Source organism: Cellulomonas timonensis (assembly GCF_900046455.1).
Classification (GTDB): domain Bacteria; phylum Actinomycetota; class Actinomycetes; order Actinomycetales; family Cellulomonadaceae; genus Cellulomonas_A; species Cellulomonas_A timonensis.
The window spans coordinates 395,052-419,849 of the sequence record NZ_FCOT01000013.1 but is presented as its reverse complement, the minus strand read 5'-3'; the positions used below and the strand labels follow the sequence as shown (position 1 = coordinate 419,849).

The following is a 24,798-nucleotide window of genomic DNA, read 5'->3' as shown; positions in this document are numbered from 1 at the left end:
GACAGCAGCCCGCGAGGGCTCGTGACGTGGGACGATGCGCGCATGACGACGTGGCACGCGCTTGAGCGCGCAGACCTGGTCCAGGCACTGTCCGATGCCGGGCCCGACGCGCCCACGCTGTGCGCCGGCTGGCGCACCCGCCACCTGGCCGCGCACGTCGTGCTGCGCGAGCGCTCGCTCGTCGTGCCTGCCGGGCTCGGGGGCGGTCCGCTGGCCGAGCGCGCCGACCAGGCCATCGAGGACGCCGCCGCGCAGGGCGCCACCGCGCCGGGCTTCGAGGCCCTCCTCGAGCAGATCGCCGAGGGCCCCCGCCGCTGGCACCCGCTCGCCTGGGGCGGCGAGCTCGCCAACGTGCTCGAGTTCTTCGTCCACACCGAGGATGTGCGCCGCGGCGACGGCGAGGTCGAGCCCCGCGAGCTCGACGCCGACCGGACGGAGGCGCTGTGGCGCCAGCTCCTGCGCATGGCGCCGCTGGCCTACCGCCGCTCGGGCGCCGGCGTCGTGCTCGTCCGCCCCGACGGCGTCCGGCGCGCGGTGCGCAGGCCCACCGGCGACCAGGGCACTGTGGTGGTGCGCGGAGACGTCGGCGAGCTGGTGCTGCACGTCTTCGGCCGCGGCGAGGCGGCCCGCGTGACGCTCGACGGCGCGCCGCACGCGGTCGAGGCGCTGCGCGTCACGCTGCCCGGCGGCTGACGGCCCAGCGCCGGGCGTCCTAGCGGACGGTGATCCCGGCGCCCTAACGGACGGTGATCCCGGCGCCCCGCAGGTGGTCCTTGACCTGCGCCACCGTCAGCGCGCCGAAGTGGAACACGCTCGCGGCGAGCACGGCGTCGGCCCCGGCGAGCGCGGCCTCCACGAAGTGCTCGGGCGTCCCCGCTCCCCCGCTCGCGATCAGCGGCACCCGCACCTCGCGCCGCACGTCCCGCAACATCTCGAGGTCGAAGCCGGCGGTGGTGCCGTCGGCGTCCATCGAGTTGAGCAGGATCTCCCCAGCGCCCAGCTCCGCGGCGCGAGCGGCCCACTCGACGGCGTCGATGCCGGTGCCGGTGCGGCCGCCGTGCGTCGTCACCTCGTAGCCCGAGTCGGTGCGGACGTCACCCGTGACGCGCCGCGCGTCGACGGAGAGCACGAGCACTTGGCTGCCGAACCGCTGGGCGATCTCGGCGATCAGGTCGGGGCGCGCAATGGCCGCGGTGTTGACGCCCACCTTGTCCGCGCCCGCGCGCAGCAGCCGGTCCACATCGTCGGTGGACCGGACGCCGCCGCCGACCGTCAGCGGGACGAAGACCTCCTCGGCGGTGCGGCGCACCACGTCGTAGGTGGTCTCACGGTTGCCGGAGGACGCGGACACGTCGAGGAACGTGAGCTCGTCGGCGCCCTCGGCGTCGTAGCGGTGCGCGAGCTCCACCGGGTCCCCGGCATCGCGCAGGTTCTCGAAGTTGACGCCCTTGACGACGCGGCCCGCGTCCACGTCCAGGCACGGGATGACCCGCAGCGCGACAGCCATGTCAGCCTCCCGTCCCGCCGGAGCCGGACGCGGGGCCCGTGGCGAGGATGTCGATCACGAACACGATGGTCTGGCCGGCGAGCTCCTCGCTCTCGGTCGCCCGCATCGGGTAGCTCGGGGGCACCACGAGCATCACCTGGCTGCCGACCGGCTGCTCCACGAGCGCCGACCACGCGGGCACGCTGTCGAGCCGGAAGGTCCACGGCACGCCGTTGGTCCAGCTCGTGTCGAACGGCTCGCCGGACGTCCAGGAGAAGCCCGTGTACTGCACCGTGATCGTGTCGCCCTCGGCCACCTGCTGGCCCGTTCCGCGCAGCAGCGGCTGGACCACCAGGTCGGACGGCGGCTCGGTGGCCGACGGGGCGATCGACGGGGCGCCGTTCTCCGCCAGCGTCACCGCGGGCAGGTCCTCGCGCGGCGCCACCGGCTCGCCGTCGGCGCGGGTGTTCAGCACGTCGATCACCGTGACGGTCGGGTAGTTGGCCGCGCCGCTCCCGGGCGCCGGGCTCACCTGCACGAGCCGCGCGCCGACGCGTTGCCCGCGCAGCATCTCGTAGAGGTCCTTGCCGAGGTCCTCCGCCGTGAGGACTCGCGGCGTGGGGTTCGTCGAGTAGCTCTCCGTGACGACACTCGCGTCCGTGGCGTTCTCCAGCCAGAAGTCCACGAGCACCGGGCTGCCCTCGACCAGCTCGGGGCCGGTGCCGGGCCAGACCTCCTGGGTGATCGTCTCGCTCACCGCCAGCGGCGTGCGGTACGTGACCGTGGGCTGCTCGCCAGACGTGCCGGTGACCACCACCTCCGGCGGGTCGTCCGGCGCGGCGACACAGCCGGTGAGCAGCAGCATCGCGGCCGCGAAGCACGCGACAACGTGACGTCGCACAGTCGTCCTTCCGTCGTGGATCCGCCCCCACTGTACGGGGCGGGCGCCGAGCGCCCTGCGGGGGTCCACGACGATCACATGGACTCGATGAGCCTCTCCACGCGCTCGTCGACGTTGCGGAAGGGGTCCTTGCACAGGACAGTCCGCTGCGCCTGGTCGTTGAGCTTGAGGTGCACCCAGTCGACCGTGTAGTCCCGGCGGGCCTCCTGCGCCTTGCGCACGAAGTCGCCGCGCAGCTTCGCCCGGGTGGTCTGCGGGGGCACCGCCGTCGCCTCGAAGACCTCCAGGTCCGTGGTGACCCGCTCGACGAGGCCGCGCGCCGCGAGCAGGTTGTACAGGCCCTCGGTGCGGGAGATGTCGTGGTACGCCAGGTCGAGCCGTGCCACGCGGGCATCGGACAGGTCGAGGCCGTGCTTGGCGCGGTAGCGCTCGATCAGCCGGTACTTGATCACCCAGTCGAGCTCGCGCTCCACGAGCGCCAGGTCGCCGGTGCGCAGCGCTCGCAGCCCGCGCTCCCACAGGTCGATCACCTGCTTGACCACCGGCGTGGGGCCGACCTCGCGGTCCACGAAGTCCTTGACCCGCGCTAGGTACTCCTCCTGCAGGTCGACGGCCGTGACCGTGCGCCCGCTGGCCATCACGACGGGCCGCATGCCCGTCATGTCGTGGCTGATGTCGCGGATCGCGCGGATCGGGTTCTCCAGGGCCATGTCCCGCATCGGCATGCCCGCCTCGATCATCCGCAGGATGAGGTCCGTCGAGCCCACCTTCAGCAGGGTGGTCGTCTCCGACATCGACGAGTCGCCGACGATCACGTGCAGCCGCCGGTAGTGCTCGGCGTCGGCGTGCGGCTCGTCGCGCGTGTTGATGATCGGCCGCGATCGCGTCGTCGCGCTCGACACCGCCTCCCAGATGTGGTCGGCGCGCTGCGAGAGGCAGTACACGGCGCCGCGCGGGGTGGTGAGCACCTTCCCGGCGCCGGTGAGCACCTGCCGCGTGATGAGGAACGGCACGAGCACGTCGGACAGCCGCGCGAAGTCGCCCTGCCGTCGCACCAGGTAGTTCTCGTGGCAGCCGTAGGAGTTGCCCGCCGAGTCCGTGTTGTTCTTGAACAGGTGGATCCGGCCGGTCAGCCCCTCATGCTCGAGCCGCTGCTGGGCGTCCTGCACCAGGCCCTCGAGAATCCGCTCGCCGCCCCGGTCATGCGCGACGAGCTGCCGCACGTCGTCGCACTCGGCCGTCGCGTACTCGGGGTGCGAGCCGACGTCGAGGTACAGCCGTGAGCCGTTGCGCAGGAAGACGTTCGACGACCTGCCCCACGAGACGACCTTGCGGAACAGGTAGCGCGCGACCTCGTCGGCGGAGAGGCCACGCCCATCGTCCGACGCGCACGTGACGCCGTACTCCGTCTCCAGCCCGAAGATCCGACGGTCCATCGTTCGCCCCCCTGTGGTCAGACTGGCCTGCGTGCGAGCCGACGGCTCATGCGCTCGGCGGCGCCACCGCGAGCAGATCCTCGAGCACCGGGCCGGTCAACCGCCGGAACGCGCGCCTCGGACGCGTGCGGTCGAGCACCGCGACCTCGAGTTGGCTGGCCGGGATCGTCTGCGGCTCGCCCTCACCGGTCGAGCCCAGCACCTTCACGGCCACCGAGAGCACCTCGGGCAAGGACATCCCCGCCCGCCACTCCTCGGCGAGCACGGTTCCGAGGCGTTCAGCCTGGCCGCCCATCACCACGTAGCCGTATCCGTGCTCATCGGCCACCGAGCCGTCATAGGACAGCCGGTAGATCTGGTCGCCCGCCGGGGTGTCCGCCACCTCCGCGACGACGAGCTCGACCTCCAAGGGCTTGGACTCGGTGGTGAACACGGTGCCCAGCGTCTGCGCGTACGCGTTCGCCAGCCCCCGGGCGTTCACGTCCTTGCGGTCGTAGGAGTACCCGCGCAGGTCCGCGTAGCGCACGCCCGCGACCCGCAAGTTCTCGAACTCGTTGTACTTGCCGACCGCCGCGAACGCGATCCGGTCGTAGATCTCCGAGATCTTGTGCAGGGCACGGGACGGATTCTCCGTGGCGAACGCGATCCCGTCCTCGTATTGCAGCACCACGACCGACCGGCCGCGGGCGATGCCCTTGCGCGCGTAGTCGGCCCGGTCCTTCATGAGCTGCTCGGGCGAGACGTAGAACGGCATGCTCATCGGTCGGAGTCCTCCGTCTCGCGGCGGTCGCGGCGATGCTGCGCGCGACGCTCGTCCAGCACGTCCTCCACGATGCGCCCCAGCTCGTCGTGGGGCACCCGGACGTAGCCGGCTGCCGTCACGCTCGCGATCACAGGGAAGATCTGGCGGGACTCGTCGGGCCCGCCCGTCGCGGAGTCGTCGTCCGCGGCGTCCACCAGCGCGCCTACCGCGACCCGCACCGCCGCCGTGGCGTCCAGGCCGGGCCGCCAGAGCTTCTTCAGCGAGCCGCGCGCGAACACCGAGCCCGAGCCGACGCTGTGGTGGTCCCGCTCCTCGTACCGGCCGCCCGTGACGTCGTAGGAGAAGATCCGCCCCGCGTCGCGGTCGAGGTCGTACCCCGCGAACAGCGGCACCACCGCCAGCCCTTGCATGGCGAGCCCCAGGTTGCCGCGGATCATCGTGGACAGCCGATTGGCCTTGCCGTCGAGCGAGAGCAGCGTGCCCTCGATCTTCTCGTAGTGCTCCAGCTCCAACTGGAAGAGGCGGACCAGCTCGACGGCCAGCCCTGCCGTGCCCGCGATCCCGACGGCGGAGAACTCGTCTGCGGGGAAGACCTTCTCGATCTCGCGGTGCGCGATCATCGAGCCCATCGTGGCGCGGCGGTCCCCGGCCATGATGACGCCCCGATCGAAGGTCAGGGCGACGATCGTGGTGCCGTGCGGCGCGAGCGGGCCCTCACCCGACGTCTGCGCACCCCGCCCGGGCAGCAGCGCAGGGGCATGCCCTTGCAAGAACTCGACGAACGACGAGGAGCCCGGCGTCATGAACGCGCCCGGCAGACGCCCCGGGGAGGCGGTGTGGTCCGTGCCCATCGGCGGTCACTGACCGCCCTTCTGCACGAATCCGCGCACGAACTGCTCCGCGTTCGACTCCAGCACCTCGTCGATCTCCTCGAGGAGGGCGTCGACCTCCGCGTCGCGGGCCTGCGCCGCGGGCGTCGGTGGCGTGGGGACGTCCGGTCCGTCGACCGGCTCGTCCTCCTCGCGGCGGACGCGACCGTGTTCCTGACCAGCCATCGTGACCTCCCGGTGTGCTGAACGAGTCGTGCTGCTCCCACAGTAGGCCCTGCCCCGCGACCGGTCCGACTGAAGCCGTCCACCCTGCGGACAGCCTCGCCGACATCGCCTGTGGAATACCCGCACAGCGGGCCTCGGTGTGCGCCACGATGTGCCACATGCCGTCCTCGCAACGCCCTGACCAGCCAGGCGACCTCGTCATGGCGGTGCGCGCGGCGCTCGTCGACTCCTCCGGCTGCCCGTCCTGCGGAGTCCGCCTCACCGCGAGCATCTGCGTGGCGTGCGGCTTCGAGCTGACCGGCCCGGCGGGGAGCCGCCTCTGGGCGCTCTCCCGCGAGGCCGTCGACGCGCTCGATCGCCGGACCGAGCACCTCGACCTGATGTGGGCCGAGCAGCACCAGCGCAGCGCGGCGCAGGCCGCGGCCGCGGTGGCGGCGGCTCGGGTCGCCGTCCAGGCCGCACCCGTGCCAGTCAGGCCTCAGGCCGTCGGCCCTCTACCCCTCGCGCCTGCGCCCCTCGCGCCTCCGCCCCTCGCGCCTCTGCCAGCCGGCCCGGTCATCCCGTCCGCGCCGCAGGCCGCCGCAACGGGGGCACATGTCTCCCCTCCGGCCGGTCCGACGTCTCCGGCGCCCCCGATGCCGCCGACGAAGAGGAAAGTAGCAGTGTAACGGGGTGGTGGGGGGGGGCGGGGAGTGGAGCGATGTGAGCAAGGATGGGCGATTGGGTCATGCGGGCGCGGGTCGGAGCGTCGGCAGCGTCGGATGTGTAAGAGGGACGGGTGCTCCAGGTGCTGGGCGCCCTCCTGCTCGCCGCCGCCTGCGTCGTCTTCCTGCTGTTCAGCTGGGGATGGCTCGGCCTGGTGGGCCGTGCGGCCGTGATCGGGATCGGCACCGTCGTGGTGTTCGTCGCCGCGTCGGGCCTCCGGCGAGCGCGGCTCGGCTCCAGCGCCGAGGCGGTCGGCGGCATCGGGACGGTGATGCTGCTGCTCGACGCATGGGCGGTGCACGCCACCGGGCTGATCTCGCCGAGCAGCGGCGCCGTGTACGCCGCCGTCGCATGCCTGGTCTGCGCGCTGCTGCTCGGGGCGTGGGGCCACTTCGCGCGGATCAGGACCGGCGCCGCCGCCGCGGCGGTGCTGCTCCCCGTGGCTCCCGTGCTCCTGGCCCCGTTGACCCCCGGCCACACGAGCTGGCTGCTGGTCGGAAGCGTGCTGCTGGCCTCGAGCCGCTTCGCCATGGACCCCCTCGTCACAGTGGGTCCCGTCGACACAGTCGATGGCCAGCTGCCCGACGGTCATACCCCTCTCGAGGAGGCGCCACGCCCTGGAGTGGAGCACGGGGCCGAGCGCGTGCGGGGCTGGAGCCGGATCGAGCGCGGGGTGCTGGAGTGGGTGGCATGGCTGGCCGCCGGATCGGCGACGGTCGTCGCCCTGGTCGATGTGCTGACGCCCCGCGCCACCCCATGGTCCCCGGCTGCTGCCCTGCTCGTGCTCGCCGTGCTGGCGGGCCTGCAGAGCCGCTGGGCTCGTGGGCGGCGCCCAGGCAGCGCCCAGGCCTGGGAGTCGGCGGCGGGCGCGCTGCTCGCGCTGGGCGCCGCGGGCGTCGCGCTGGCCGGAGTCCATGCGGGGATCCCGAGCGGAGCCCTGTGGGCGTGCGGCCCCGTCGGCGCGGCGGCCGTCACGATCGGCCTGTCCCGATCCGCCGGTCGCGCGACGCGTGGGGCACTCGTCGTCACGATGCTCGTGTCCGCACCCTCGGCGGCCATGCTCATGTCCCTGCTCGCAGCCATGCTGGTCAACGTCCGCCTGCTGCCGGAGCCCTGGACTGCGGCGGCGATGGTCGTGGGGGCCTTGGCGCTCTATGCGGCGACGCGGCTCGCGTCACCCTGGCGGGCGGTGCGTGTGGGTGGGGCGTGGACCGCGGCGCTGGCCGCGCTCGTCATGCCCGGGCCCGTCCTCTCGACATGGCCAGGCCTGGGCTCTGTCGGCCTGGTGCTGCTGCTGGCGGCAGTGGCCGCGCTCGCCCACCTCGCGGACCGCGCCGGCGTGCGCCTCGACGTCGGCGCCCGTGCCCCCGTGCGCGCCCTCGTCGTGCTGGCTCCCACGGTGTCGCTCATCGCGTCGCGGGACGCGCGGTCGGCTGGGCTCGCCCTGCTGGCCTGCGCGGCCGCGGCGGCGGTCGCCCGCAGATGGGCTCCTGGCCGAGCCTGGACCCGGGCCGTGCTGCTCGCGACGTCCATCGGGCTGCTGTGGTCCGGCTCGGTCGCCCTCCTCGCCGAGCGGCTCGCGCTGGGCACGGCGGCCCCGGCCCTCGCGGTGCTGCTGCTCGCCGGGGTCGTCGCCGCAGTCCTGGCGCCGCGTGTGCCGTGGACCCGCGCCGACCGGGGGGCCGCCCTGGGCGTCGCCTCGGCGGTGTCTGTCATCGGGTGGGCATGGAGCGCCCTGCCCGCACAGCCCTCTGCCCTCGACAGGGTGACGGTGGCCGCCCTCCCCGTGGCCGCGGCCCTGGCGGCGCTGCTCGTCGCAGGCCGTGGCAGGTCGGCACTCGGGCAACAGTGGCAGGTGGCCGCGGCGGCCGCATGGGGTGTGCTCGTCCCCAGTTCTCTGCTCGTCGTGTCGATGGCGACCGACGGCGCCCTGCTGGGCGCCTCGCTGCCCGTCGCCGCCACAGCGGTGGCGGGCGCCAGCGTTCTCCTGGCAGGGCCGCTGTCCTCAGGCCACGAGGGCGCGCGCCGCGCCACCGAGATCGCCGCGTGGGCGATGGCAGGCATCCAGATGATGGTCGCCGCGGCAGGGGTCTCGGCCGAAGGCGGCGCCGGGCGCCTGGCCCTGGCCGTGGTCGTCGCGTCGGTGATCGCCGGCGCGTGGTCGCTGCGGCGCGACCGCCGGTGGGCCCGCTGGTGGGCGCTCGGGCTCGGCGTCGCCGCGACCTGGGTCCTCCTGCTGGACGGCGGGGTGGGCGTCCCCGAGGCCTACCTGGCGCCGACAGGTGTGGTGCTGCTCGTCGTGGCGCTGCGCCGCCGACGCCTCGGCGGCGAGGACGACGTCCCGCTGCTGCTCTCAGGGCTCGCGCTGGCGCTCGTGCCCACCGCCTTGCTCGGCGGAGACCTCCCGCTCGGGGACGTGCCACGTGCCGCGCTCGCGCTGGGCGCAGGGGCCGCACTCGTGGCCTGGGGGATGTGGGGTCGCACGAGTCCGGCCCTCGCCGCGCCGCGCCGCGACGTCGTCTTGTGGGTGGCCGCCCTTGTGCTCGTGCTCGGCCCGACGGGTCGTGCGCTAGTCGCCCTCGAGGGCGAGCGAGGCCTGCTCGGTGTGGAGGCCTGGTCGTTGCCTGCGGCGGCACTCGTCGTCATCGCCCTGCGAGGGCTCGCCTCGTGCTCCCCTCCTAGTCGGCAGGTGGCGGTCCTCGCCGGACCGTGGACGGTGGCCGCAGTGGTGGCGGTCCCGAGCCTGTTGGCCGTCGACGCCTCTGTTCTCGGCGCGGCTCGTTGGTCCGTGCTCTTCGCCGCGGGAGGCGTGCTCGCCGTGCGCACCGCGGCTCGCGGCGCATGGCGCACGACGGGGGGCGTCGCGGCCGTGCCGGTCGGCCTCGCGGTCGCTGCCATCGCGGCGCTCGTCGGCTCGTCAGCCGCCTCGACGACACCCTGGGACGTCCCGCTCGCACTGCTCGGCCTGCTGCTCGTCGCGGTGGCCGCGCTGCTGCTCGACTCCGACGCGCCGGGAGCCGCACAACTCAGCACCGGGGCACTGCTGATGCTCCCCACGGCTCTCCACCACGACCTCTGGCGGATGCTCACCACGCTCCTCGTCGGGGCCGCGCTGGTGGCTTCCGCCGAGTTGCTCCGCCGGGCGCCGGCCTCCCGGGTGGTCGTGCTCGTCGGCTCCGCGCTCGTGCTGGCCGGACCGGTGCGTCACGGCCTCGTGGGGGCCCTGGACCACAGCACGCCGTCGATCGTCACTCCGTCGATCGTCGACGTCGAGCTGTGGACGATCACCGCTGCCCTCGTCCTCCTGGCCGCCGCCCGTGCGCTGCACCACCTCAGTGGCGCCGACTCGCGGGCCGTCGCCCGCCTGGCGCCATGGCTGCTCACCCTCGTGCTCGTGCTGCCCACCGCCCTCGCGGTGGACGGGACGCTCGCGGGCGTCGTCCGCTGGACGTGCGTGATCGTCGCGGGCACGGCGATGGCCTGGTGGGCGGCCTGGTCGCCGCACGCCGGGGCTCGCGCAGGGCAGCTCGTGGCGGTCGGGCTCACCGCGTGCGCGCTGGCCACGCCCTCCGCGCTCCAGCACGGCGTGCTGCCGAGCGTGGAACTGCCCCTGGTCGTGCTCGGCGCAGTCCTCACCGCCACCGGCGCGTTGTGGGCAGCCCGTGGCCACATGGGCACGGCGTGGACCGTGGCCTGCCCCCTCCTGCTCGCCTCGCTCGCGCTCGGCCCCGCCGCTCCCTGGCGCGCGCCTGTCGTCCTCGCCACCGCTGCCGCGCTGATCGCCGCGAGCGCGGCGGTGCTGTCGCGTGGCCGGCTCTCCGCTGAGCGCGGCGCCCGTGCCGCTCAGGCGAGCGCAGGCCCGCTCCTCGGCGCGGCCCTGCTGTCCGTCGCCGTCACCGCGCGCTATGCCGCAGTCCCCGCGACCGCCCGCGACGGCGGGGCAACCCCCGGTGTGGGCGACGTCGAGCTGTGGTCGCTGCCGAGTGCGGCGCTGCTCACCGCCGTGCTGGTCCTGGCCGCCTGGCGATGGCCCTACCCGAGCGCGGGTCCGCGGCGATGGGGGCTGCCGCTGGTGACGGCTGTCGCATTGGCCCCCACTCTGCTCGCCGTGGACTCGACCGGCGCGGGCGCGGCCCGTGCCCTCGCCGTGCTGACGGCTGGGAGCACGCTCGCGCTCGTCGCCGGGCTGCGGGCGGATGTCGGGGCGGCGCGGGGACGCGCGGTCGCGACCGGCCTGGTCAGCGCCGCCGTGGCAGCGCTGCTGGGCGCCTGGCTCGCTCCGGTCGTGCCCCCCGACGTCTATCTCGTGCTGCTGGGCACGGTGGTGCTCACCCTCGGGACCGCGCGGCTGCGGCGCGACCCGGACGCCAGCAGCTGGTCGACACTGGGGATCGGGCTGGTGCTGGTGCTGGCCGTCCCGTTCGCCACCGGATGGGCGACGCCCACCACCTGGCGGCTGCTGTTGGTCGTCGTGGGGGCGCTCGTCGCGGTCGTCGCCGGGGCGGTCCTGCGCTGGCAGGCGCCGTTCCTGCTCGGCGGCGCCGTGCTTGGAGCGGTCGCGTTGATCCAGGCCTCGCCGGCGGCAGTGGCCGCGATGCGGGTCGTCGAGTGGTGGGCGGTGCTGGCGGTCGGCGGCGCGGTGCTACTCGGGCTGGGCCTGACGTACGAGCGCCGACTGCGGGAGGCCCGCGAGGCCGTGCGGTTCGTCGGGGCGATGCGCTGACCGGTCCCCCGCCGGCTCAGTTCCCGAGCGCCTTCAACAGGCTCTCGGCGTCCGGGCTCGCCTCGAGCAGCGCGCCCACGTGCGCCTCGGTGCCGCGCAACGGGTCGCGCATCGGCACGCGCTGCAAGGTCGGGGCGCCGGGCACGTCGAAGATCACCGAGTCCCAGCTCGCCGCGGAGACCTGCGCGCCGAACCGCGCGATGGCCTCGCCCCGGAAGTAGGCGCGGGTGTCGCGCGGCGGGTGGCTGACAGCCTGCTCGACCTCCTCGGGGGTCACGAGCGTCTCCACGGCTCCCGCCGCCAGCAGCCGGTGGTACAGGCCGCGCTCGGGACGCACGTCGGACCACTGCAGGTCGACGGCGGCGAGCCGGGGGTTGTCCCACTCCAGATGGTCGCGACGGCGCATCCCCTCGAGCAGCCGCAGCTTCGCGAGCCACTCGACCTCGCGGGCGCAGCTCGCCGGATCGTCGGAGAGCCGGCGGAGCAGCGACTCCCAGCGGTCGAGCACGTCGCGCGTCTCGTCGTCGGGCTCGGCGCCGGTGCGGTCGAGCGCCTCGCGCACCGCGTCGAGGTAGGCGCCCTGGATCTCCAGGGCGGTCATCCGGCGTCCGTCCGCGAGCTCCAGGCGCGCGGTCAGCGCCACGTCGTGGCTCACGATGTGCGTCGCCGACACCGGGTCGCGCAGGGTCAGCGCGTCGACGGCCGCGAGCATCGGCCCGACGTCGGCCCCCGCGACCTCCGCCTGCTCGATCAGCCAGAGCACCAGCGAGGCCGTGCCGAGCTTGAGGTAGGTCGCCACCTCCAGCAGGTTGGCGTCGCTGAAGATCACGTGCAGCCGGCGCCAGCGGTCCGGGTCGGCGTGCGGCTCGTCGCGGGTGTTGACGATGGGACGCCGCAGGGTCGTCTCCAGCCCGATCTCGGCCTCGATGTAGTCCGCGCGCTGCGAGATCTGGAACCCGGGGTGCTCGCCACGCTGCCCGAGGCCCACCCGCCCGGCGCCCGTGAACACCTGGCGGGTCACGAGGTACGGCATCAGCCGGGAGGCGAGCTGGGCGAACGGCACCGCGCGGTCCACCAGGAAGTTCTCATGGGTGCCGTAGGTGGCGCCTTTGCCGTCGACGTTGTTCTTGTACAGCGCGACGTCGGGCAACGCCGGCGTCGACGCGAGGGCGCGCACGGACGCGAGCATGACGAGTTCCCCCGCCCGGTCCCACCGGACGGCGTCCAGCGGCCCGGTGACCTCCGGCGAGGAGTACTCGGGGTGCGCGTGGTCCACGTACAGCCGGGCGCCGTTGGTGAGGATGACGTTCGCGGCGCCCGGGTCCTCGTACTCCTCGACGAGCGAGCGGGCGAGCTCCTGCGGGCCGTCGCCGGACGGCGCGGGGCGACCGGGGTCGTCGGTGAGCAACGACGGGTGCGCCGACGCCCGCTGGAGGTGGAAGCCGCGCGCGTCGAGCAGCGGGTCCTCGTCGTCGTAGTCCCACCGGGCGCGCGTGCGGCCTCCCTCGCGGGCGGCGGCGTGCACGGCCACGACGTGGCTCGACAGCAGCATGGGGTTGGCGCTGGGCCGACCCGGTTGGAGGATCCCGTACTCGGTCTCGATGCCCATCACGCGACGCACGCTCACAGGCACACCCTAGGCGTCGGCCGCGACGGCGGGACCCCGGGCGCCCAGCCCGGGGCGCCCTGACGCGTCAGAGGTACTGCCCGGTGCTGGTGACGGTCTCGATCGTGCGGGACGCGTCCGCGCCCTTCTTCCCCTGGACGATCGTGCGGATGAAGACGATCCGCTCGCCCTTCTTGCCGGAGATCCGCGCCCAGTCGTCCGGGTTGGTCGTGTTGGGGAGGTCCTCGTTCTCCTTGAACTCGTCGACGCAGGCCGTCAGCAGGTGGTCCACCCGGACGCCCCGCTGGCCGGTGGCGAGCAGGTCCTTGATGGCGGACTTCTTGGCGCGGTCGACGACGTTCTGGATCATCGCGCCCGAGTTGAAGTCCTTGAAGTAGAGGACCTCCTTGTCGCCGCTGGCGTACGTGACCTCGAGGAAGCGGTTCTCCTCGCTCTCGGAGTACATGCGCTCCACGACGCGGTTGATCATGGCCTCGACGGCGGCGCTCGCCTGCCCGCCGTGCTCCGCGAGGTCGTCGGCGTGGATGGGCAGCGTGGGGACGAGGTACTTGGCGAAGATCTCGCGGGCGCTCTCGGCGTCGGGCCGCTCGATCTTGATCTTCACGTCGAGTCGCCCGGGCCGCAGGATGGCCGGGTCGATCATGTCCTCGCGGTTGGAGGCGCCGATGACGATGACGTTGTCGAGCCGCTCCACGCCGTCGATCTCGCTGAGCAGCTGGGGCACGATCGTGGTCTCGACGTCGCTGGAGATCCCGGTGCCGCGGGTGCGGAACAGCGACTCCATCTCGTCGAAGAACACCACCACGGGGTGCCCCTGGGATGCCTTCTCCCGCGCCCGGGCGAAGATGAGCCGGATGTGGCGCTCGGTCTCCCCCACGTACTTGTTGAGCAGCTCGGGGCCCTTGACGTTGAGGAAGTAGCTGCGCGCCTCGTCGCCCTCCTCGCCGCGCGCCTTCGCGGCAGTCGTCGCGAGCGAGCGGGCCACCGCCTTGGCGATGAGCGTCTTGCCGCAGCCGGGCGGCCCGTAGAGCAGCACGCCCTTCGGCGGCTTGAGGCCGTGCTCCCGGAACAGGTCCGGGTGCAGGAACGGCAGCTCGACGGCGTCGCGGATCGCCTCGATCTGCGGGCCGAGGCCGCCGATGTCGGAGTAGTCGATGTCGGGGACCTCCTCGAGCACGAGGTCCTCGACCTCGGCCCGGGGGATGCGCTCGAGCACGAAGCCGGAGCGGGTCTCGACAGTCAGCGCGTCGCCCACCCGCACCGAGTCCTCGAGCAGCTGCCCGGAGAACCGCACGACCCGCTCCTCGTCACCGCGTCCCACCACGAGGGCGCGATGCGTGCCGAGGAGCTCCTTGACGGTGACGAGCTCGCCGACGTCCTCATACCCCCCGGCCTCGACGACGGTCAGGGCCTCGTTGAGCATGACCTCCTGGCCCGGGCGCAGCCGTTCGACATCGAGCGCCGGGCTGGCGCCGACGTGCATCTTGCGGCCGGAGGAGATGACGTCGACCGTGCCGTCGGGCCGGGCCGCCAGGAACGTCGCGAAGCTCCCCGGAGGCTTGGCGAGCTCGTCGAGCTGGCGCTTCAGCTCCACGATCTGCTCGCGGGCCGCCATCAACGCCTCGGCGATGCGCTCGTTGCGGGCGGCGAGGAGGTTCATCTCACGTTGCAGGTCGTGGCCAGGTGCTGCCGGTTCCGTCATCGTGTGGTCCTCCCATGATCGACCCCCGAGGTGCACACCGATGTGCTGGTCTGACGACCCTAACTTCTCGGGCAGCGCGCTGCCGATCGTTTCTCTCCTGGTGGGCATGCCGCCACGAAGGCGCTGGTCACAGGGCTCAGCGCGGGTCGCGGCGGCGTGCCCGCCCGTCAGGCCTCAGTCGGTGGCCGGGCCCCGCCCGACGTCGCGGCGCACCCGGCGGATCTTCTTGTCGGAGATGGGCCGCTCGCCCAGCGCCTCGGGCGTCCACGCGTCGTCCGGCACGGCCGAGGCGCTGCTCGCCTCGGCGTCCTGCGAGCCCGGCGCCGGGTAGGCCCCCTTGGACGGGCGACGGCGGCGCAGCGGCGCGTCGACCCCGTCGGCCAGGCGACGGGTCGTGAGCAGGAAGCCGGTGTGCCCGATCATCCGGTGCTGGGGGCGGACAGCGAGCCCTTCCAGGTGCCACCCGCGGACCATGGACTCCCACGCCTCGGGCTCGGTGTAGCGCCCATCGGCGCGGAGGTCCTCGGCGAGGCGGGAGAGCTGCGTCGTGGTGGCGACGTAGGCGATCAGCACGCCGCCGGGCGCCAGCGCGTCCGCGACGGCCTCGAGGTTCTCCCACGGGGCCAGCATGTCCAGCACGACGCGGTCCACGGAGCCGGGCTCCGCCACCGTCGGCAGCACGTCGGACAGGTCGCCGACGGACAGCCGCCACGCGGGGTGCGGGCCGCCGAAGAACGACTCGACGTTGCCGCGCGCGATCTCGGCGAAGTCCTCACGCCGCTCGATCGAGTGCAGGTGGCCGCCGTCGCCCACCGCGCGCAGCAGCGACATGGTGAGGGCTCCGGAACCCACACCCGCCTCGACTACCCGGGCGCCCGGGTAGATGTCCGCCATGGCGACGATCTGGCCGGCGTCCTTGGGGTAGACCACCGCGGCGCCGCGCGGCATCGACAGCACGAAGTCGCTCAGCAGGGGGCGCAGCGCCAGGTACTCGATCCCGGCGGTGTTGCGCACCACGGTGCCCTCGGGGGCTCCGATGAGCTGGTCGTGGGTGAAGTAGCCCTTGTGCGTGTGGAAGGAGCCGCCGGGCGTCAGCGTGATGGTGTGCAGGCGGCCACGCGGGTCCGTCAACTGGACTCGGTCGCCCTCCCGCAGCGGGCCGCGGCGCTGGGCCGCCCCGGTGCTGGCGGTCGTGTGGGCTGGGGGCGTCTGGTCGGTCACGGGGGTCGAGTCTAGGAGCGCAACGCGGCGATCACGTCCGCGGCCCTGACGATGGCCGTCACGTGGCCGTCCTGGACGGCGGCGACGACGCCCGACGCGCGGGTGACGTGGCCGACGGCGCGCACCAGGTCGGCGCCCCGCAGCGGGGCGTCGACCACCGCGCCCACCGGGATCACCACCGCGACCGCCGAGACCGGGGTGACGGCCCGGTGCTCGGGCGGGACGGTGGCCGCCGCGGCCTGGTCGACATAGGCGGCGGGGCGGCCGTCGGGCGACAGGATGACAACCTCGTCGACCTGGGCCAAGCCGCGAGCACGGTCGACGTCGGCGAGCGTGGCCTGCACGGGCACCGAGATGGCGCGGCGCCCGACGGACTCGACGGTCAGGCGTTCCAGGGAGCGGCTGGCCCGTCCCATGGCGATCGCCGCTGACGCGCCGTTCCACAGGAACGCGCCGATGAGCGCGGCCCACACCACGGTGAACAGGTCCACCGGACGGCCTTGCGCGAGCGGTGTCACGAGCGCCCAGACGAGCACCCCGACCGCGACGACGCGGCCCGCCCAGCCAGCCGCCACTGCGCCCTTGTGGCGGTCGCCAGTGACCTGCCACACCACCGCCTGGAGGATCTGGCCGCCGTCGAGCGGCAGGCCGGGGACGAGGTTGAACAGCCCGACGAAGCCATTGGAGATCGCCCCGGCGTACATCAGCAGCGCCAGGAGTCCCGTGGGGGGCACGGCCTGGGCGCCCAGCCAGAAGGCCAGCGCGAGGACGAGGTTCGCCACTGGTCCGACGACGGCGACGAGCGCACTGGTGGCAGGGGTCGGCGCGGCGCCGCTGAACGTGGTGTGGCCGCCCCAGACGGTCAGCGCGAACTCCTCGACGTGCTGGCCGCGGGCTCGGGCCATGAGGCCGTGCGCAAGCTCGTGGAGGAGCACCGAGCCGAACAGCAGCACCGCGAAGCCGAACGCCACGACATAGCCCGCCGCCCCGAGGTGCGGCGCCGCGGCGCGCACGGTGGGCTCGAAGACCAGCGTCAGCACCACCGCGGCGAGGATCCAGCTGCGGGTGAGGATGATCGGGGCGCCGGCCACACGGCCGATCACCCAGCCCGGGGCGCCAGGTCGCTCGCTGTTGCTCACCCGGTCAGCCTAGGTGGCCGCCGGGCGGTCACGGCGCCGGGGGCCGGGCCAGCGGCCAGCGACGGCGGTGTCAGGCCCGGCACCTAGGCTGGCCGCGTGTCGACCACGCAGACCCCGCTCCCGCCGTCCGAGCCGCCCAGTGGCGAGGCGCCCGCCGCGCGCCGGTCCGTGCCCGGCCTCTCCCCGTCGCGTGCGAACGACTTCCTGCAGTGCCCGCTGCTGTTCCGGTTCCGGGTGGTGGACCGCCTCCCCGAGCCGCCAAGCGCCGCCGCCGTGCGGGGCACGCTGGTCCACGCCGTCCTCGAGCACCTCTTCGACCTGCCGGCCGGCCAGCGCACCCTCGCGGCCGCGCACGCGATGCTGCCCGCGCGCTGGGAGGAGCTGCTCGCCGCCCAGCCGCGGCACGCCGAGCTCTTCGAGCACGAGGCCGAGTGGGACGAGTGGCTGGCGAGCGCGGGACGCCTGCTCGACACGTACTTCACCCTCGAGGACCCGAACCGCCTGCAGCCGCATGAGCGGGAGATGTCCGTGCGCACGCAGCTCGACGACGGCCCGCAGCTCCGCGGCATCGTCGACCGCCTGGACGTGGCGCCGAACGGGGCCATGCGGGTGGTGGACTACAAGACAGGACGCTCGCCGCGTGCGGGCTACGAGAGCTCCGCGCTGTTCCAGATGCGCTTCTACGCCTTCATGCTGTGGCGCGAGCGCGGCGAGCTGCCGCGCATGCTGCAACTCGTCTACCTGGGCGACGGCACGATCCTGCGCCACGAGCCCACCGAGCCGGAGATGCTCAGCCTGGAGGCCCGGGTCCGGTCCATCTGGACCGGCATCGAGGAGACGGCCCGCAGCGGCGACTGGCGGCCGCGGAAGTCGAAGCTGTGCGACTGGTGCGCGCACCGCGACCTCTGCCCGGCCTTCGGGGGGACGCCGCCCGAGATCCCCGAGGGGGCCGTGCGGCTCGCCCTCGGGGTGGAGCCAGTCGTCAGCGGCCTAGCGGGGCTCGAGCCGCTCGCCGCGCAGCACGCGGGCGAGGTCGTCGAGCGTCACGTCAGCCAGTGACCGAACCCTGCTGACGCCCGGCCGCGGTGCGAGTCCCACCATCACCTCGACGGCGACGACGTGGGCGCCCGAGGCCACCGCCGAGGCGATGCCGGCCGGCGAGTCCTCGAACGCGACGCAGTCGGCGATGTCCACCCCGAGCCGCGCCGCGGCGGTCAGATAGGGCTCCGGGTCAGGCTTGGGGTGGGCCACCTCGTCGCCGCACACCGAGATGTCGAAGACCCCGGCAGACCGCACGAACGGGTCGGCGAGCTCGCGGTGGGAGGACGTGACCAGCGCCATCGGCACCTGGGCCGCGACGAGCGCACTCAGCAGCTCCTGGGCGCCGGGCTGCCACGGAGTGCCCGCGGCGACGCCGGCGGCGACCCGGGAGTTGAGGAACGAGCAGATCTCCTCGTCGGAGAGGTCGACGCCCCGAGCCCGCAGTGCGGCGGCGCACGTCGTCATCGGGTTGCCGACCATCGCGAGGCCGTCCTCATGCGTCCACTCGGCGCCGTGCAGGGCGGCCAACTCCAACTCCGCGCCGATCCAGAACGGCTCGGAGTCGATGAGCGTGCCGTCCATGTCCCACAGGACCGCGGCCGGCAGTACCCGCGCGGACGGCGGTGGCGAGCCGGCGGGCCGGTCGGCGGCGGAGCGCGTGGTCGTGTCCAGGGCGTTGAGGGCTGTGTCAGCGAGATCGGGCATCTGACCGATGGTAGGCGAGCCGGCTTGAGAGCCGCCCGGCAGCCCATGCCCGCCGTGTTCGGCGCTGCGGCTCGGACGGTCCGTGACAGCGCCCCTAGGCTGGGGTGATGAGCGAGCAGCCACAGGGGCCGACCGACGTCCCGACCAGGGACCCGATCATGCTGGCCGCCTTCGAGGGCTGGAACGACGCCGGATCGGCGGCGACGCAGGCGCTCGAGCACCTGCACGAGGTGTGGGCGGCGGAGCAGATCGACGAGCTCGACCCGGAGGATTACCACGACTTCCAGGTGAACCGCCCGATCGTCGGGCCAGGCCTCGACGGGCGCCGGGAGATCACCTGGCCCACCACGTCGGTGGCCGTGGCCTCGGCGCCGCGCACCGGGCGCCAGGTGGTGCTGGTGCACGGCATCGAGCCGTCGATGCGCTGGCGGCGCTACTGCGCGGAGCTGCTCGACATCGCGGAGCGCCTAGGTGTGCGCACCGTGGTGACGGTGGGAGCCCTGCTCGCCGACGTGCCGCACACGCGGCCCATCCCGGTGACGACCACGAGCGAGGACGCGACGGTGCGCGAGCAGCTCGGCGTGGAGACGAACAGCTACGAGGGCCCCACGGGGATCGTCGGCGTGCTGCAGCACGAGGCAGAGGCGCGGGGCATGAACGCGCTGTCGCTGTGGGCCGCGGTGCCGCACTACGTGGCGCACCCGCCCTCGCCGAAGGCGACGCTGTCGCTGCTGACCAGCATCGAGGGGCTGATCGGCGAGCCCGTGCCGCTCGGGGAACTGCCGGACGACGCGATCGCGTGGCAGCACGGCGTGGACGAGCTCTCCGCCGAGGACAGCGAGATCGCCGAGTACGTGCACCAGCTCGAGGAGGCGAAGGACACGGCCGAGCTGCCCGAGGCGAGTGGCGAGGCCATCGCCCAGGAGTTCGAACGCTACCTGCGCCGGCGGGACAAGGGCACGGGCGGCTAGAGCCGCACGCCGAGCAGCGTGTTGACGGCCCGGGCGATCACGCCGGGCGCGCCCTCGACCGCGTCGTCGGTGCTTCCGCGCGAGATCGACTCCGCTGCCCACGCGTCGACGGCCGCCAGCGCCGCCGGCGCGTCGAGGTCGTTCGCGAGCGCGGCCCGCATCGCGGCGAGGGTCGCCGTCGCGTCGGGCCCGCCGTTGCCGGCGACGGCGGCGCGCCACCGCTCCAGCCGCTGGCGGGCGACGACCAGGTCGTTACGGGTCCAGCTCCAGTCGTCGGCGTAGTGGTGGGCCAGCAGCGCCAGGCGGATGGCCATCGGGTCCTCGCCGGCCTCGCGGAGCCGTGAGACGAGCACCAGGTTGCCGCGCGACTTGCTCATCTTCTCGCCGTCGAGGCCCACCATCCCCGCGTGCACGTGGTGGCGGGCGCCGTGGCCGTGGGCGAGCAGCCGAGCGTGGGACGTGCTCATCTCGTGGTGCGGGAAGCGCAGGTCGACGCCGCCGCCCTGCACGTCGAACGGGAGGCCAAGGCCGTCGCGGGCGATCACCGCGCACTCGATGTGCCAGCCGGGGCGGCCGCGGCCGAGCGTGCCACCGTCCCAGGCGGGCTCGCCCGGACGCTCGGCGCGCCACAGCAGCGGGTCCAGCGGGCTGCGCTTGCCGGGGCGCTCGGGGTCTCCCCCGCGCTCGCCGAACACCTCGCGCATGGTCGCGGCGTCGAGGCCGGCGACGTCGCCGAAGGCCGAGTCGGCGGAGAGGTCGGCGTACACATCGCCCTCGCCCTGGCCGGAGGCGTCGGGGACGCCGACGCGGTAGGCGGCGCCGGCCGCCACGAGCTGCTCGACGGCGTCGACGACGGCGGGCACGGACTCGACGGCGCCGGTGTAGACGTCGGGCGGGACGACCCCGAGGGCGGTCATGTCCTCCGCGAAGAGGGCCGTCTGCTCACGGGCGAGCTCGCGCCAGTCCATGCCGGTGGCGGTGGCGCGCTCGAGCAGCGGGTCGTCGACGTCGGTGACGTTGGAGGCGTACCGCACCTGCTGCCCGGCGTCGGTCCAGGCCCGCACCAGCAGGTCGAAGGCGACGTAGGTGGCGGCGTGGCCCAGGTGGGTCGCGTCGTACGGGGTGATCCCGCACACGTACAGCGTGGCGGTGGGCCCCGGCGCGGCCACGACGAGCTCGCCGGTGGAGGTGTCCCGGACTCGGACGGGCTCCCCCTGTCCGGGGAGCTGGGGGATCTGCGGGGCCGGCCAGGTAAGCACGTCGGAAGCCTAACCGCCGTGGGCGGGCACTCCTACAACGCCCCCGTGGGCTGGACGCCGATGGGGTCGAGCACCCCGGTGAGCAGGAGGATCGCCACCACTGCCGCCAGCGCCAGGCGGTAGATGACGAACGGCTTGTAGCTGAACGTCGAGACGATCTTGAGGAACGCGATGATGACCACGTAGCCGACGGCGAAGGCCACGATGGTGGCCACGAGCGTCGAGGCGAAGCTGGGAGTGCCGTTCTGGCCGAAGTCGCCCACGCTCTTCGCGAGCTGGAATAGGCCCGAGCCGAACACCGCGGGCAGCGCCAGCAGGAACGAGTACCGGGCCGCGGCCTCACGGGTGTAGCCCATGAGCAGGCCGCCGGTGATCGTGCCGCCCGAGCGGGACACGCCGGGGATCAGCGCCATCGCCTGGGCGAAGCCGAACAGCACGGCGTCCTTGGTGTTGAGCTCGGTGATCTCGCGCCGCTTCGAGCCGATCCGGTCCGCCCAGCCGAGCACGAGCGCGAAGCCGGCGAGGGTCAGCACGATGAGCCACAGGTTGCGGAAGCTGCCCTCGATCTTGTCCTGGAACGCCAGGCCGAGGACGACGATGGGCACCGAGCCGAGCGCGATGAACCAGGCCATCAGCGCCTCGTGGTCCGGCCGCTGCCCGCGTGGCGCCCCGAGCCGGGCGCGCAGGTCGGTCCCCCGGTCGCCGCGCACTGAGCTCCACCAGGCGCGGCAGATGCTCGCGATATCGCGCCGGAAGTAGAGCAGCACGGCGGTCTCGGTGCCGATCTGCGTGATGGCGGTGAACGCCGCGCCGGGATCGGCCGAGCCGATCAGCTCGCCGACGATGCGCAGGTGCGCGCTCGACGACACCGGGAGGAACTCGGTGAGCCCCTGCACCAGTCCGAGGACGATTGCTTCCCATGTACCCATGCCGGACTCCACGAGCGTGAACGATAGCCCCCCGGCGACGACACCCCGATTACTCTTGCGCCTCATGGAACAGCGCCAGGTCGGCCGCACGGGTCTTCGCGTCTCTCACCTCGGCCTGGGCACCCTGACCTGGAGCCGTGACACCGACGAGCACGAGGCCCGCGAACAGCTCCGCGACTTCGTCGACGCGGGCGGCACGCTGGTGGACACATCGGCCTCCTATGCCGACGGCGGCGCGGAGGAGCTCATCGGCTCACTGCTGGGAGATGTGGTGGCCCGCGAGGACGTGGTGTTGTGCACCAAGGCGGGTGTGCGGCGCACCGCGTCCGGGGGTGTCGTGGACGCGTCCCGTGGTGGGCTGCTGACCACGCTGGACGCCTCCCTCGCGCGGCTGCGCACCGACCACGTGGATCTGTGGCTCGTGCAGACGCCCGATCCGCGCACGCCGCTCACCGAGACGGTCTCGGCGCTGCGGCTCGCGGTCACGAGCGGGCGCGCCCGGTACGTGGGCCTCTCGAACCACGCCGGGTGGCAGGTCGCTCGCGCGGCCACGCTGATGGCGGACGACGTGGGCTTGGCCGCCGTCGAGGCGGAGTACTCGCTGCTGCAGCGCGGCATCGAGCGCGAGGTGCTCCCCGCGGCCGCCGATCTGGGCGTCGGGGTCCTCGCGTGGTCGCCCCTGGGCCGCGGGGTGCTGACCGGCAAGTCCCGCCGCACGATCCCCGCGGACTCCCGCGCCGCCTCACCGCACCTGGCGGGCTTCGTCGAGCCGTATCTGGGCGCCGACTCCCTCGCGGTCGTGGAGGCCGTGGCCATCGCCGCCCAGGGCCTGGACCGCAGCCCGCTCGACGTGGCGCTGGCCTGGCTGCGGGTGCGCGCCCAGGTGTCCTCGGCGATCGTCGGCGCGCGCACCGCCGTGCAGCTCCGCGCCTCGTTGGCCGCGGAGGACGTCCAGCTCCCGCCGGAGATCCTCCGCGCCCTGGACGAGGTCAGCGCGCCCGATCTGGGCTATCCCGAGCGGCGCTGACCCTCATGTCCGCCCGTCACTGGTCCTGGCGGGCCGATCCGTCGACCAAGTCGTCCAGGTCGTCGTACTCGTCGTCGTCGGCGGAGTGGGGGGCGTCGCCCTCCTCGTCGAAGTCGTCGTCCTCATCGTCGTCGTCGTCATCGTCATCGTCGGCGAGGTCGAACGGCGTCGCCTCGCCATGCACGGTGGCCAGCGCGTCGTCGTACACCTCGAAGGCGTCGGCGAGGATGTCGTACGCGTCGTCCACTGCTGGGTCGTCCTCGCCACGCCGGGTGGTCACGGCGAGATAGTGGGCTTCGAGGGCGGCGATCAGGCGGTCAAGCGCGGCACGGGGGTCGGCGGTCATGCCACGACGGTAGCGCCGCGCCGTGCACAATGGCACTGAATGAACCGGGGCCGGTCTGCGTTGTCCCGGTCTGTCAGGAGAACGGTGGTGACGGATGACCGACAGGCACACAGGACGTCCCGTCCAGCGGGCGAGGAACGCGCCCACCGCGCAGTTCGAGTACCGGGTGCTGACCTTCCCCGGCACCGTCAGCCGCGGCGACACCCGCAGAAGGCTGACGGAGGAGGCCGAGTACGGACGGTGGGAGCTGGCCCGCTCCCGCCTCTACTCCGGTGGCGAGCGCAAGGTGTGGCTCCGGCGCAAGATCATCCGGGTGCGCAGCACGCTCGATCTGGTGGGCGACCGCGACTGACCGGCCTCCCGGTCAGGCCGTCTGGAGCAGCCGATCGAGGACTCGGACCCCGAACCGCAGCGCATCGGCGGGGACCCGCTCGTCCACGCCGTGGAACATCGAGGAGAAGTCCAGCGCGGCGGGCAGCCGGAGTGGGGCGAAGCCGTAGCCGGTGATGCCGAGCACTGACAGCGACTTGTTGTCGGTGCCGCCGGAGAGCGTGTACGGCAGCACAGCGGCGCCCGGGTCCTCCGCGAGCAGCGCCGCCGTCATCGCGTCCACCAGGTCCCCCTCGAACGGGACCTCGAGCGCCACGTCCCGGTGCAGCACCTCGATCCGCACCTCCGGGCCGGCCAGCTCGTGCAGCGTGGACATGAGCTGCGCCTCGTGGCCGGGCAGGAAGCGCCCGTCGATGACGGCCTCGGCGCGGCCGGGGATGACGTTCGCCTTGTACCCGGCGCTGAGCTGGGTGGGGTTCGCGGTGTTCCGCAGCGTCGCGCCGACGAAGCGCGACGCGGGGCCGAGCGCCCGCACTAGCCGGTCGACGGTCTGCGGGTCGTAAGGGTCGAACGGGAGCCCGGTGAGGTCGGCGACGCCGCGCAGCAGCCGCTCCACCGTCGGGGTCAGGGCCAGTGGCCACGGGTGCTGCCCGATGCGCGCGACGGCCGCGGCGAGGTGCGTCACGGCGTTGTCGTGGTTGACCTGGCTGCCGTGGCCGGCCCGCCCGTCGGCGACCAGGCGCAGCCAGCCGATGCCCTTCTCGGCGGTCTGCAGCAGGTAGGCCCGGCGGCCGTCGATCTCGACGGAGAACCCGCCGACCTCGCTGATCGCCTCGGTGGCGCCCTCGAAGAGGTCGGGGCGGTGGTCCACCGCCCAGCGGGCGCCGTGCACCCCACCGGCCTCCTCGTCGGCGAAGAAGGCGAGCACCACGTCGCGCGCGGGCTTGCGGCCCTCGCGGGCCATCTGCCGCACGACCGCGATCATCATCGCGTCCATGTCCTTCATGTCCACGGCGCCGCGGCCCCAGATCAGGCCGTCGCGCTCCTCGCCGCCGAACGGGTCCACGGACCAGTCGGAGGCCTGCGCGGGGACCACGTCCAGGTGACCGTGCAGCACGAGCGCCGGACGCTCGCGGTCGCGCCCCTCGAGCCGCACCACGACGTTGGCCCGCCCGGGCTCACTCTCGAAGTACTCGGGATCCAACCCGACCTCGGTCAGCAGCCCCATCACGTACTCCGCCGCGGCGCGCTCCCCCGGCCCGGACCCGTCGCCGTAGTTCGACGTGTCGATCCGGATCAGCTCCTGGCAGATGCGGACGACCTCGTCGGCGGCGGTCGGGTGGCCGCCTGAGGCAGCGGGGGCGCCGACGGGCGCGGTGGACGAGGCACGGTCATCACCTGCGGACATGCCCCTCACCGTACCCGTCGGCGG

The 24,798-nt window shown here is 73.6% G+C and carries 21 protein-coding genes; 6 read left to right on the top strand and 15 right to left on the bottom strand.

Annotation, left to right across the window (positions count from 1 at the left end; translation table 11 throughout):
* Window positions 1-42 precede the first annotated feature (42 nt).
* A complete protein-coding gene (locus tag BN3788_RS15415) occupies window positions 43-693 on the top strand; it encodes a TIGR03085 family metal-binding protein (protein ID WP_066588045.1) in 651 nt (216 codons plus the stop codon).
* 43 nt (window positions 694-736) lie between these two features.
* Here BN3788_RS15415 and hisF read toward each other — a convergent pair whose 3' ends face one another.
* From hisF to BN3788_RS15385, 6 genes are all read right to left on the bottom strand, one after another.
* Window positions 737-1,507, bottom strand: a complete 771-nt coding sequence (gene hisF, locus BN3788_RS15410; RefSeq protein ID WP_066588042.1) for an imidazole glycerol phosphate synthase subunit HisF — start codon at window positions 1,505-1,507, stop codon at window positions 737-739.
* 1 nt (window position 1,508) lies between these two features.
* Window positions 1,509-2,387 (bottom strand): FKBP-type peptidyl-prolyl cis-trans isomerase, encoded by an 879-nt coding sequence (locus tag BN3788_RS15405; protein ID WP_234346679.1) that lies wholly within the window; start codon window positions 2,385-2,387, stop codon window positions 1,509-1,511.
* A 74-nt stretch (window positions 2,388-2,461) separates the two neighbouring features.
* Window positions 2,462-3,823, bottom strand: a complete 1,362-nt coding sequence (gene pafA / locus BN3788_RS15400; protein WP_066588039.1) for a Pup--protein ligase — start codon at window positions 3,821-3,823, stop codon at window positions 2,462-2,464.
* A 46-nt stretch (window positions 3,824-3,869) separates the two neighbouring features.
* Entirely contained in the window at window positions 3,870-4,583 is a 714-nt protein-coding gene (prcA, locus tag BN3788_RS15395; protein WP_066588037.1) for a proteasome subunit alpha, read from the bottom strand.
* The gene (prcB, locus tag BN3788_RS15390) at window positions 4,580-5,437 is read right to left on the bottom strand and encodes a proteasome subunit beta (RefSeq protein ID WP_066588031.1); all 858 of its coding nucleotides are present in this window, start codon (window positions 5,435-5,437) and stop codon (window positions 4,580-4,582) included. Before prcB ends, prcA begins: the two co-directional genes overlap by 4 nt.
* A gap of 6 nt (window positions 5,438-5,443) precedes the next feature.
* Entirely contained in the window at window positions 5,444-5,641 is a 198-nt protein-coding gene (locus BN3788_RS15385) for a ubiquitin-like protein Pup (protein WP_066588025.1), read from the bottom strand.
* A 778-nt stretch (window positions 5,642-6,419) separates the two neighbouring features.
* On the opposite strand from BN3788_RS15385, the gene BN3788_RS15375 reads away from it, so the two are divergent.
* Window positions 6,420-11,069, top strand: a complete 4,650-nt coding sequence (locus BN3788_RS15375) for an SCO7613 C-terminal domain-containing membrane protein (RefSeq protein WP_066588022.1) — start codon at window positions 6,420-6,422, stop codon at window positions 11,067-11,069.
* A gap of 16 nt (window positions 11,070-11,085) precedes the next feature.
* Here BN3788_RS15375 and dop read toward each other — a convergent pair whose 3' ends face one another.
* The 4 genes from dop to BN3788_RS19385 all read right to left on the bottom strand — a co-directional run bounded on the left by dop (window position 11,086) and on the right by BN3788_RS19385 (window position 16,758).
* A complete protein-coding gene (dop, locus tag BN3788_RS15370; protein WP_066588020.1) occupies window positions 11,086-12,696 on the bottom strand; it encodes a depupylase/deamidase Dop in 1,611 nt (536 codons plus the stop codon).
* A gap of 67 nt (window positions 12,697-12,763) precedes the next feature.
* Window positions 12,764-14,398 (bottom strand): proteasome ATPase, encoded by a 1,635-nt coding sequence (gene arc, locus BN3788_RS15365; protein ID WP_066588018.1) that lies wholly within the window; start codon window positions 14,396-14,398, stop codon window positions 12,764-12,766.
* Window positions 14,399-14,572: 174 nt separating this feature from the next.
* Window positions 14,573-15,619 carry a tRNA (adenine-N1)-methyltransferase gene (locus BN3788_RS15360; protein WP_066588016.1) on the bottom strand — a complete coding sequence of 349 codons (1,047 nt, stop codon included), beginning with the start codon at window positions 15,617-15,619 and terminating at the stop codon, window positions 14,573-14,575.
* Window positions 15,620-15,630: 11 nt separating this feature from the next.
* Window positions 15,631-16,758: a site-2 protease family protein gene (locus BN3788_RS19385; RefSeq protein WP_082812972.1), complete on the bottom strand. Its 1,128-nt coding sequence runs from the start codon at window positions 16,756-16,758 to the stop codon at window positions 15,631-15,633.
* 96 nt (window positions 16,759-16,854) lie between these two features.
* Between BN3788_RS19385 and BN3788_RS15350 the strand changes: the two genes are divergently transcribed.
* On the top strand, window positions 16,855-17,817 hold the full coding sequence (locus BN3788_RS15350; protein WP_082812971.1) for a RecB family exonuclease: 963 nt from the start codon (window positions 16,855-16,857) through the stop codon (window positions 17,815-17,817).
* Here BN3788_RS15350 and BN3788_RS15345 read toward each other — a convergent pair.
* A complete protein-coding gene (locus BN3788_RS15345; protein ID WP_234346678.1) occupies window positions 17,749-18,504 on the bottom strand; it encodes an HAD family hydrolase in 756 nt (251 codons plus the stop codon). The two genes, BN3788_RS15350 and BN3788_RS15345, sit on opposite strands and share 69 nt — an antisense overlap.
* A 107-nt stretch (window positions 18,505-18,611) precedes the next feature.
* Between BN3788_RS15345 and BN3788_RS15340 the strand changes: the two genes are divergently transcribed.
* Entirely contained in the window at window positions 18,612-19,475 is an 864-nt protein-coding gene (locus tag BN3788_RS15340) for a PAC2 family protein (RefSeq protein WP_066588015.1), read from the top strand.
* On the opposite strand, the gene mshC is transcribed toward BN3788_RS15340, so the two are convergent.
* The gene (mshC, locus tag BN3788_RS15335; RefSeq protein WP_066588013.1) at window positions 19,472-20,734 is read right to left on the bottom strand and encodes a cysteine--1-D-myo-inosityl 2-amino-2-deoxy-alpha-D-glucopyranoside ligase; all 1,263 of its coding nucleotides are present in this window, start codon (window positions 20,732-20,734) and stop codon (window positions 19,472-19,474) included. The two genes, BN3788_RS15340 and mshC, sit on opposite strands and share 4 nt — an antisense overlap.
* Window positions 20,735-20,766: 32 nt before the next feature.
* Window positions 20,767-21,663, bottom strand: coding sequence for an undecaprenyl-diphosphate phosphatase (locus tag BN3788_RS15330; protein ID WP_066588012.1), 897 nt, complete (start codon window positions 21,661-21,663; stop codon window positions 20,767-20,769).
* A gap of 64 nt (window positions 21,664-21,727) precedes the next feature.
* Here BN3788_RS15330 and BN3788_RS15325 point away from each other — a divergent pair, with 64 nt between their 5' ends.
* Window positions 21,728-22,690 carry an aldo/keto reductase gene (locus BN3788_RS15325; RefSeq protein ID WP_066588009.1) on the top strand — a complete coding sequence of 321 codons (963 nt, stop codon included), beginning with the start codon at window positions 21,728-21,730 and terminating at the stop codon, window positions 22,688-22,690.
* Between the two features lie 16 nt (window positions 22,691-22,706).
* On the opposite strand, the gene BN3788_RS15320 is transcribed toward BN3788_RS15325, so the two are convergent.
* Entirely contained in the window at window positions 22,707-23,036 is a 330-nt protein-coding gene (locus BN3788_RS15320) for a primosomal protein (RefSeq protein ID WP_066588006.1), read from the bottom strand.
* Between the two features lie 94 nt (window positions 23,037-23,130).
* On the opposite strand from BN3788_RS15320, the gene BN3788_RS15315 reads away from it, so the two are divergent.
* Entirely contained in the window at window positions 23,131-23,388 is a 258-nt protein-coding gene (locus BN3788_RS15315; RefSeq protein WP_066588003.1) for a DUF5703 family protein, read from the top strand.
* 12 nt (window positions 23,389-23,400) lie between these two features.
* On the opposite strand, the gene BN3788_RS15310 is transcribed toward BN3788_RS15315, so the two are convergent.
* Entirely contained in the window at window positions 23,401-24,774 is a 1,374-nt protein-coding gene (locus tag BN3788_RS15310; RefSeq protein WP_066588001.1) for a M20/M25/M40 family metallo-hydrolase, read from the bottom strand.
* Between the last annotated feature and the right edge of the window lie 24 nt (window positions 24,775-24,798).

Coding starts and splice junctions, on each gene's coding strand:
- BN3788_RS15330 (WP_066588012.1), bottom strand. CDS start 21,663: ATGGGTACATGGGAAGCAATCGTCCTCGGACTGGTGCAGGGGCTCACC.
- prcB (WP_066588031.1), bottom strand. CDS start 5,437: ATGGGCACGGACCACACCGCCTCCCCGGGGCGTCTGCCGGGCGCGTTC.
- BN3788_RS15415 (WP_066588045.1), top strand. CDS start 43: ATGACGACGTGGCACGCGCTTGAGCGCGCAGACCTGGTCCAGGCACTG.
- BN3788_RS15345 (WP_234346678.1), bottom strand. CDS start 18,504: ATGCCCGATCTCGCTGACACAGCCCTCAACGCCCTGGACACGACCACG.
- prcA (WP_066588037.1), bottom strand. CDS start 4,583: ATGAGCATGCCGTTCTACGTCTCGCCCGAGCAGCTCATGAAGGACCGG.
- BN3788_RS15320 (WP_066588006.1), bottom strand. CDS start 23,036: ATGACCGCCGACCCCCGTGCCGCGCTTGACCGCCTGATCGCCGCCCTC.
- BN3788_RS15385 (WP_066588025.1), bottom strand. CDS start 5,641: ATGGCTGGTCAGGAACACGGTCGCGTCCGCCGCGAGGAGGACGAGCCG.
- BN3788_RS15310 (WP_066588001.1), bottom strand. CDS start 24,774: ATGTCCGCAGGTGATGACCGTGCCTCGTCCACCGCGCCCGTCGGCGCC.
- BN3788_RS15315 (WP_066588003.1), top strand. CDS start 23,131: ATGACCGACAGGCACACAGGACGTCCCGTCCAGCGGGCGAGGAACGCG.
- arc (WP_066588018.1), bottom strand. CDS start 14,398: ATGACGGAACCGGCAGCACCTGGCCACGACCTGCAACGTGAGATGAAC.
- pafA (WP_066588039.1), bottom strand. CDS start 3,823: ATGGACCGTCGGATCTTCGGGCTGGAGACGGAGTACGGCGTCACGTGC.
- BN3788_RS15340 (WP_066588015.1), top strand. CDS start 18,612: ATGAGCGAGCAGCCACAGGGGCCGACCGACGTCCCGACCAGGGACCCG.
- BN3788_RS15325 (WP_066588009.1), top strand. CDS start 21,728: ATGGAACAGCGCCAGGTCGGCCGCACGGGTCTTCGCGTCTCTCACCTC.
- hisF (WP_066588042.1), bottom strand. CDS start 1,507: ATGGCTGTCGCGCTGCGGGTCATCCCGTGCCTGGACGTGGACGCGGGC.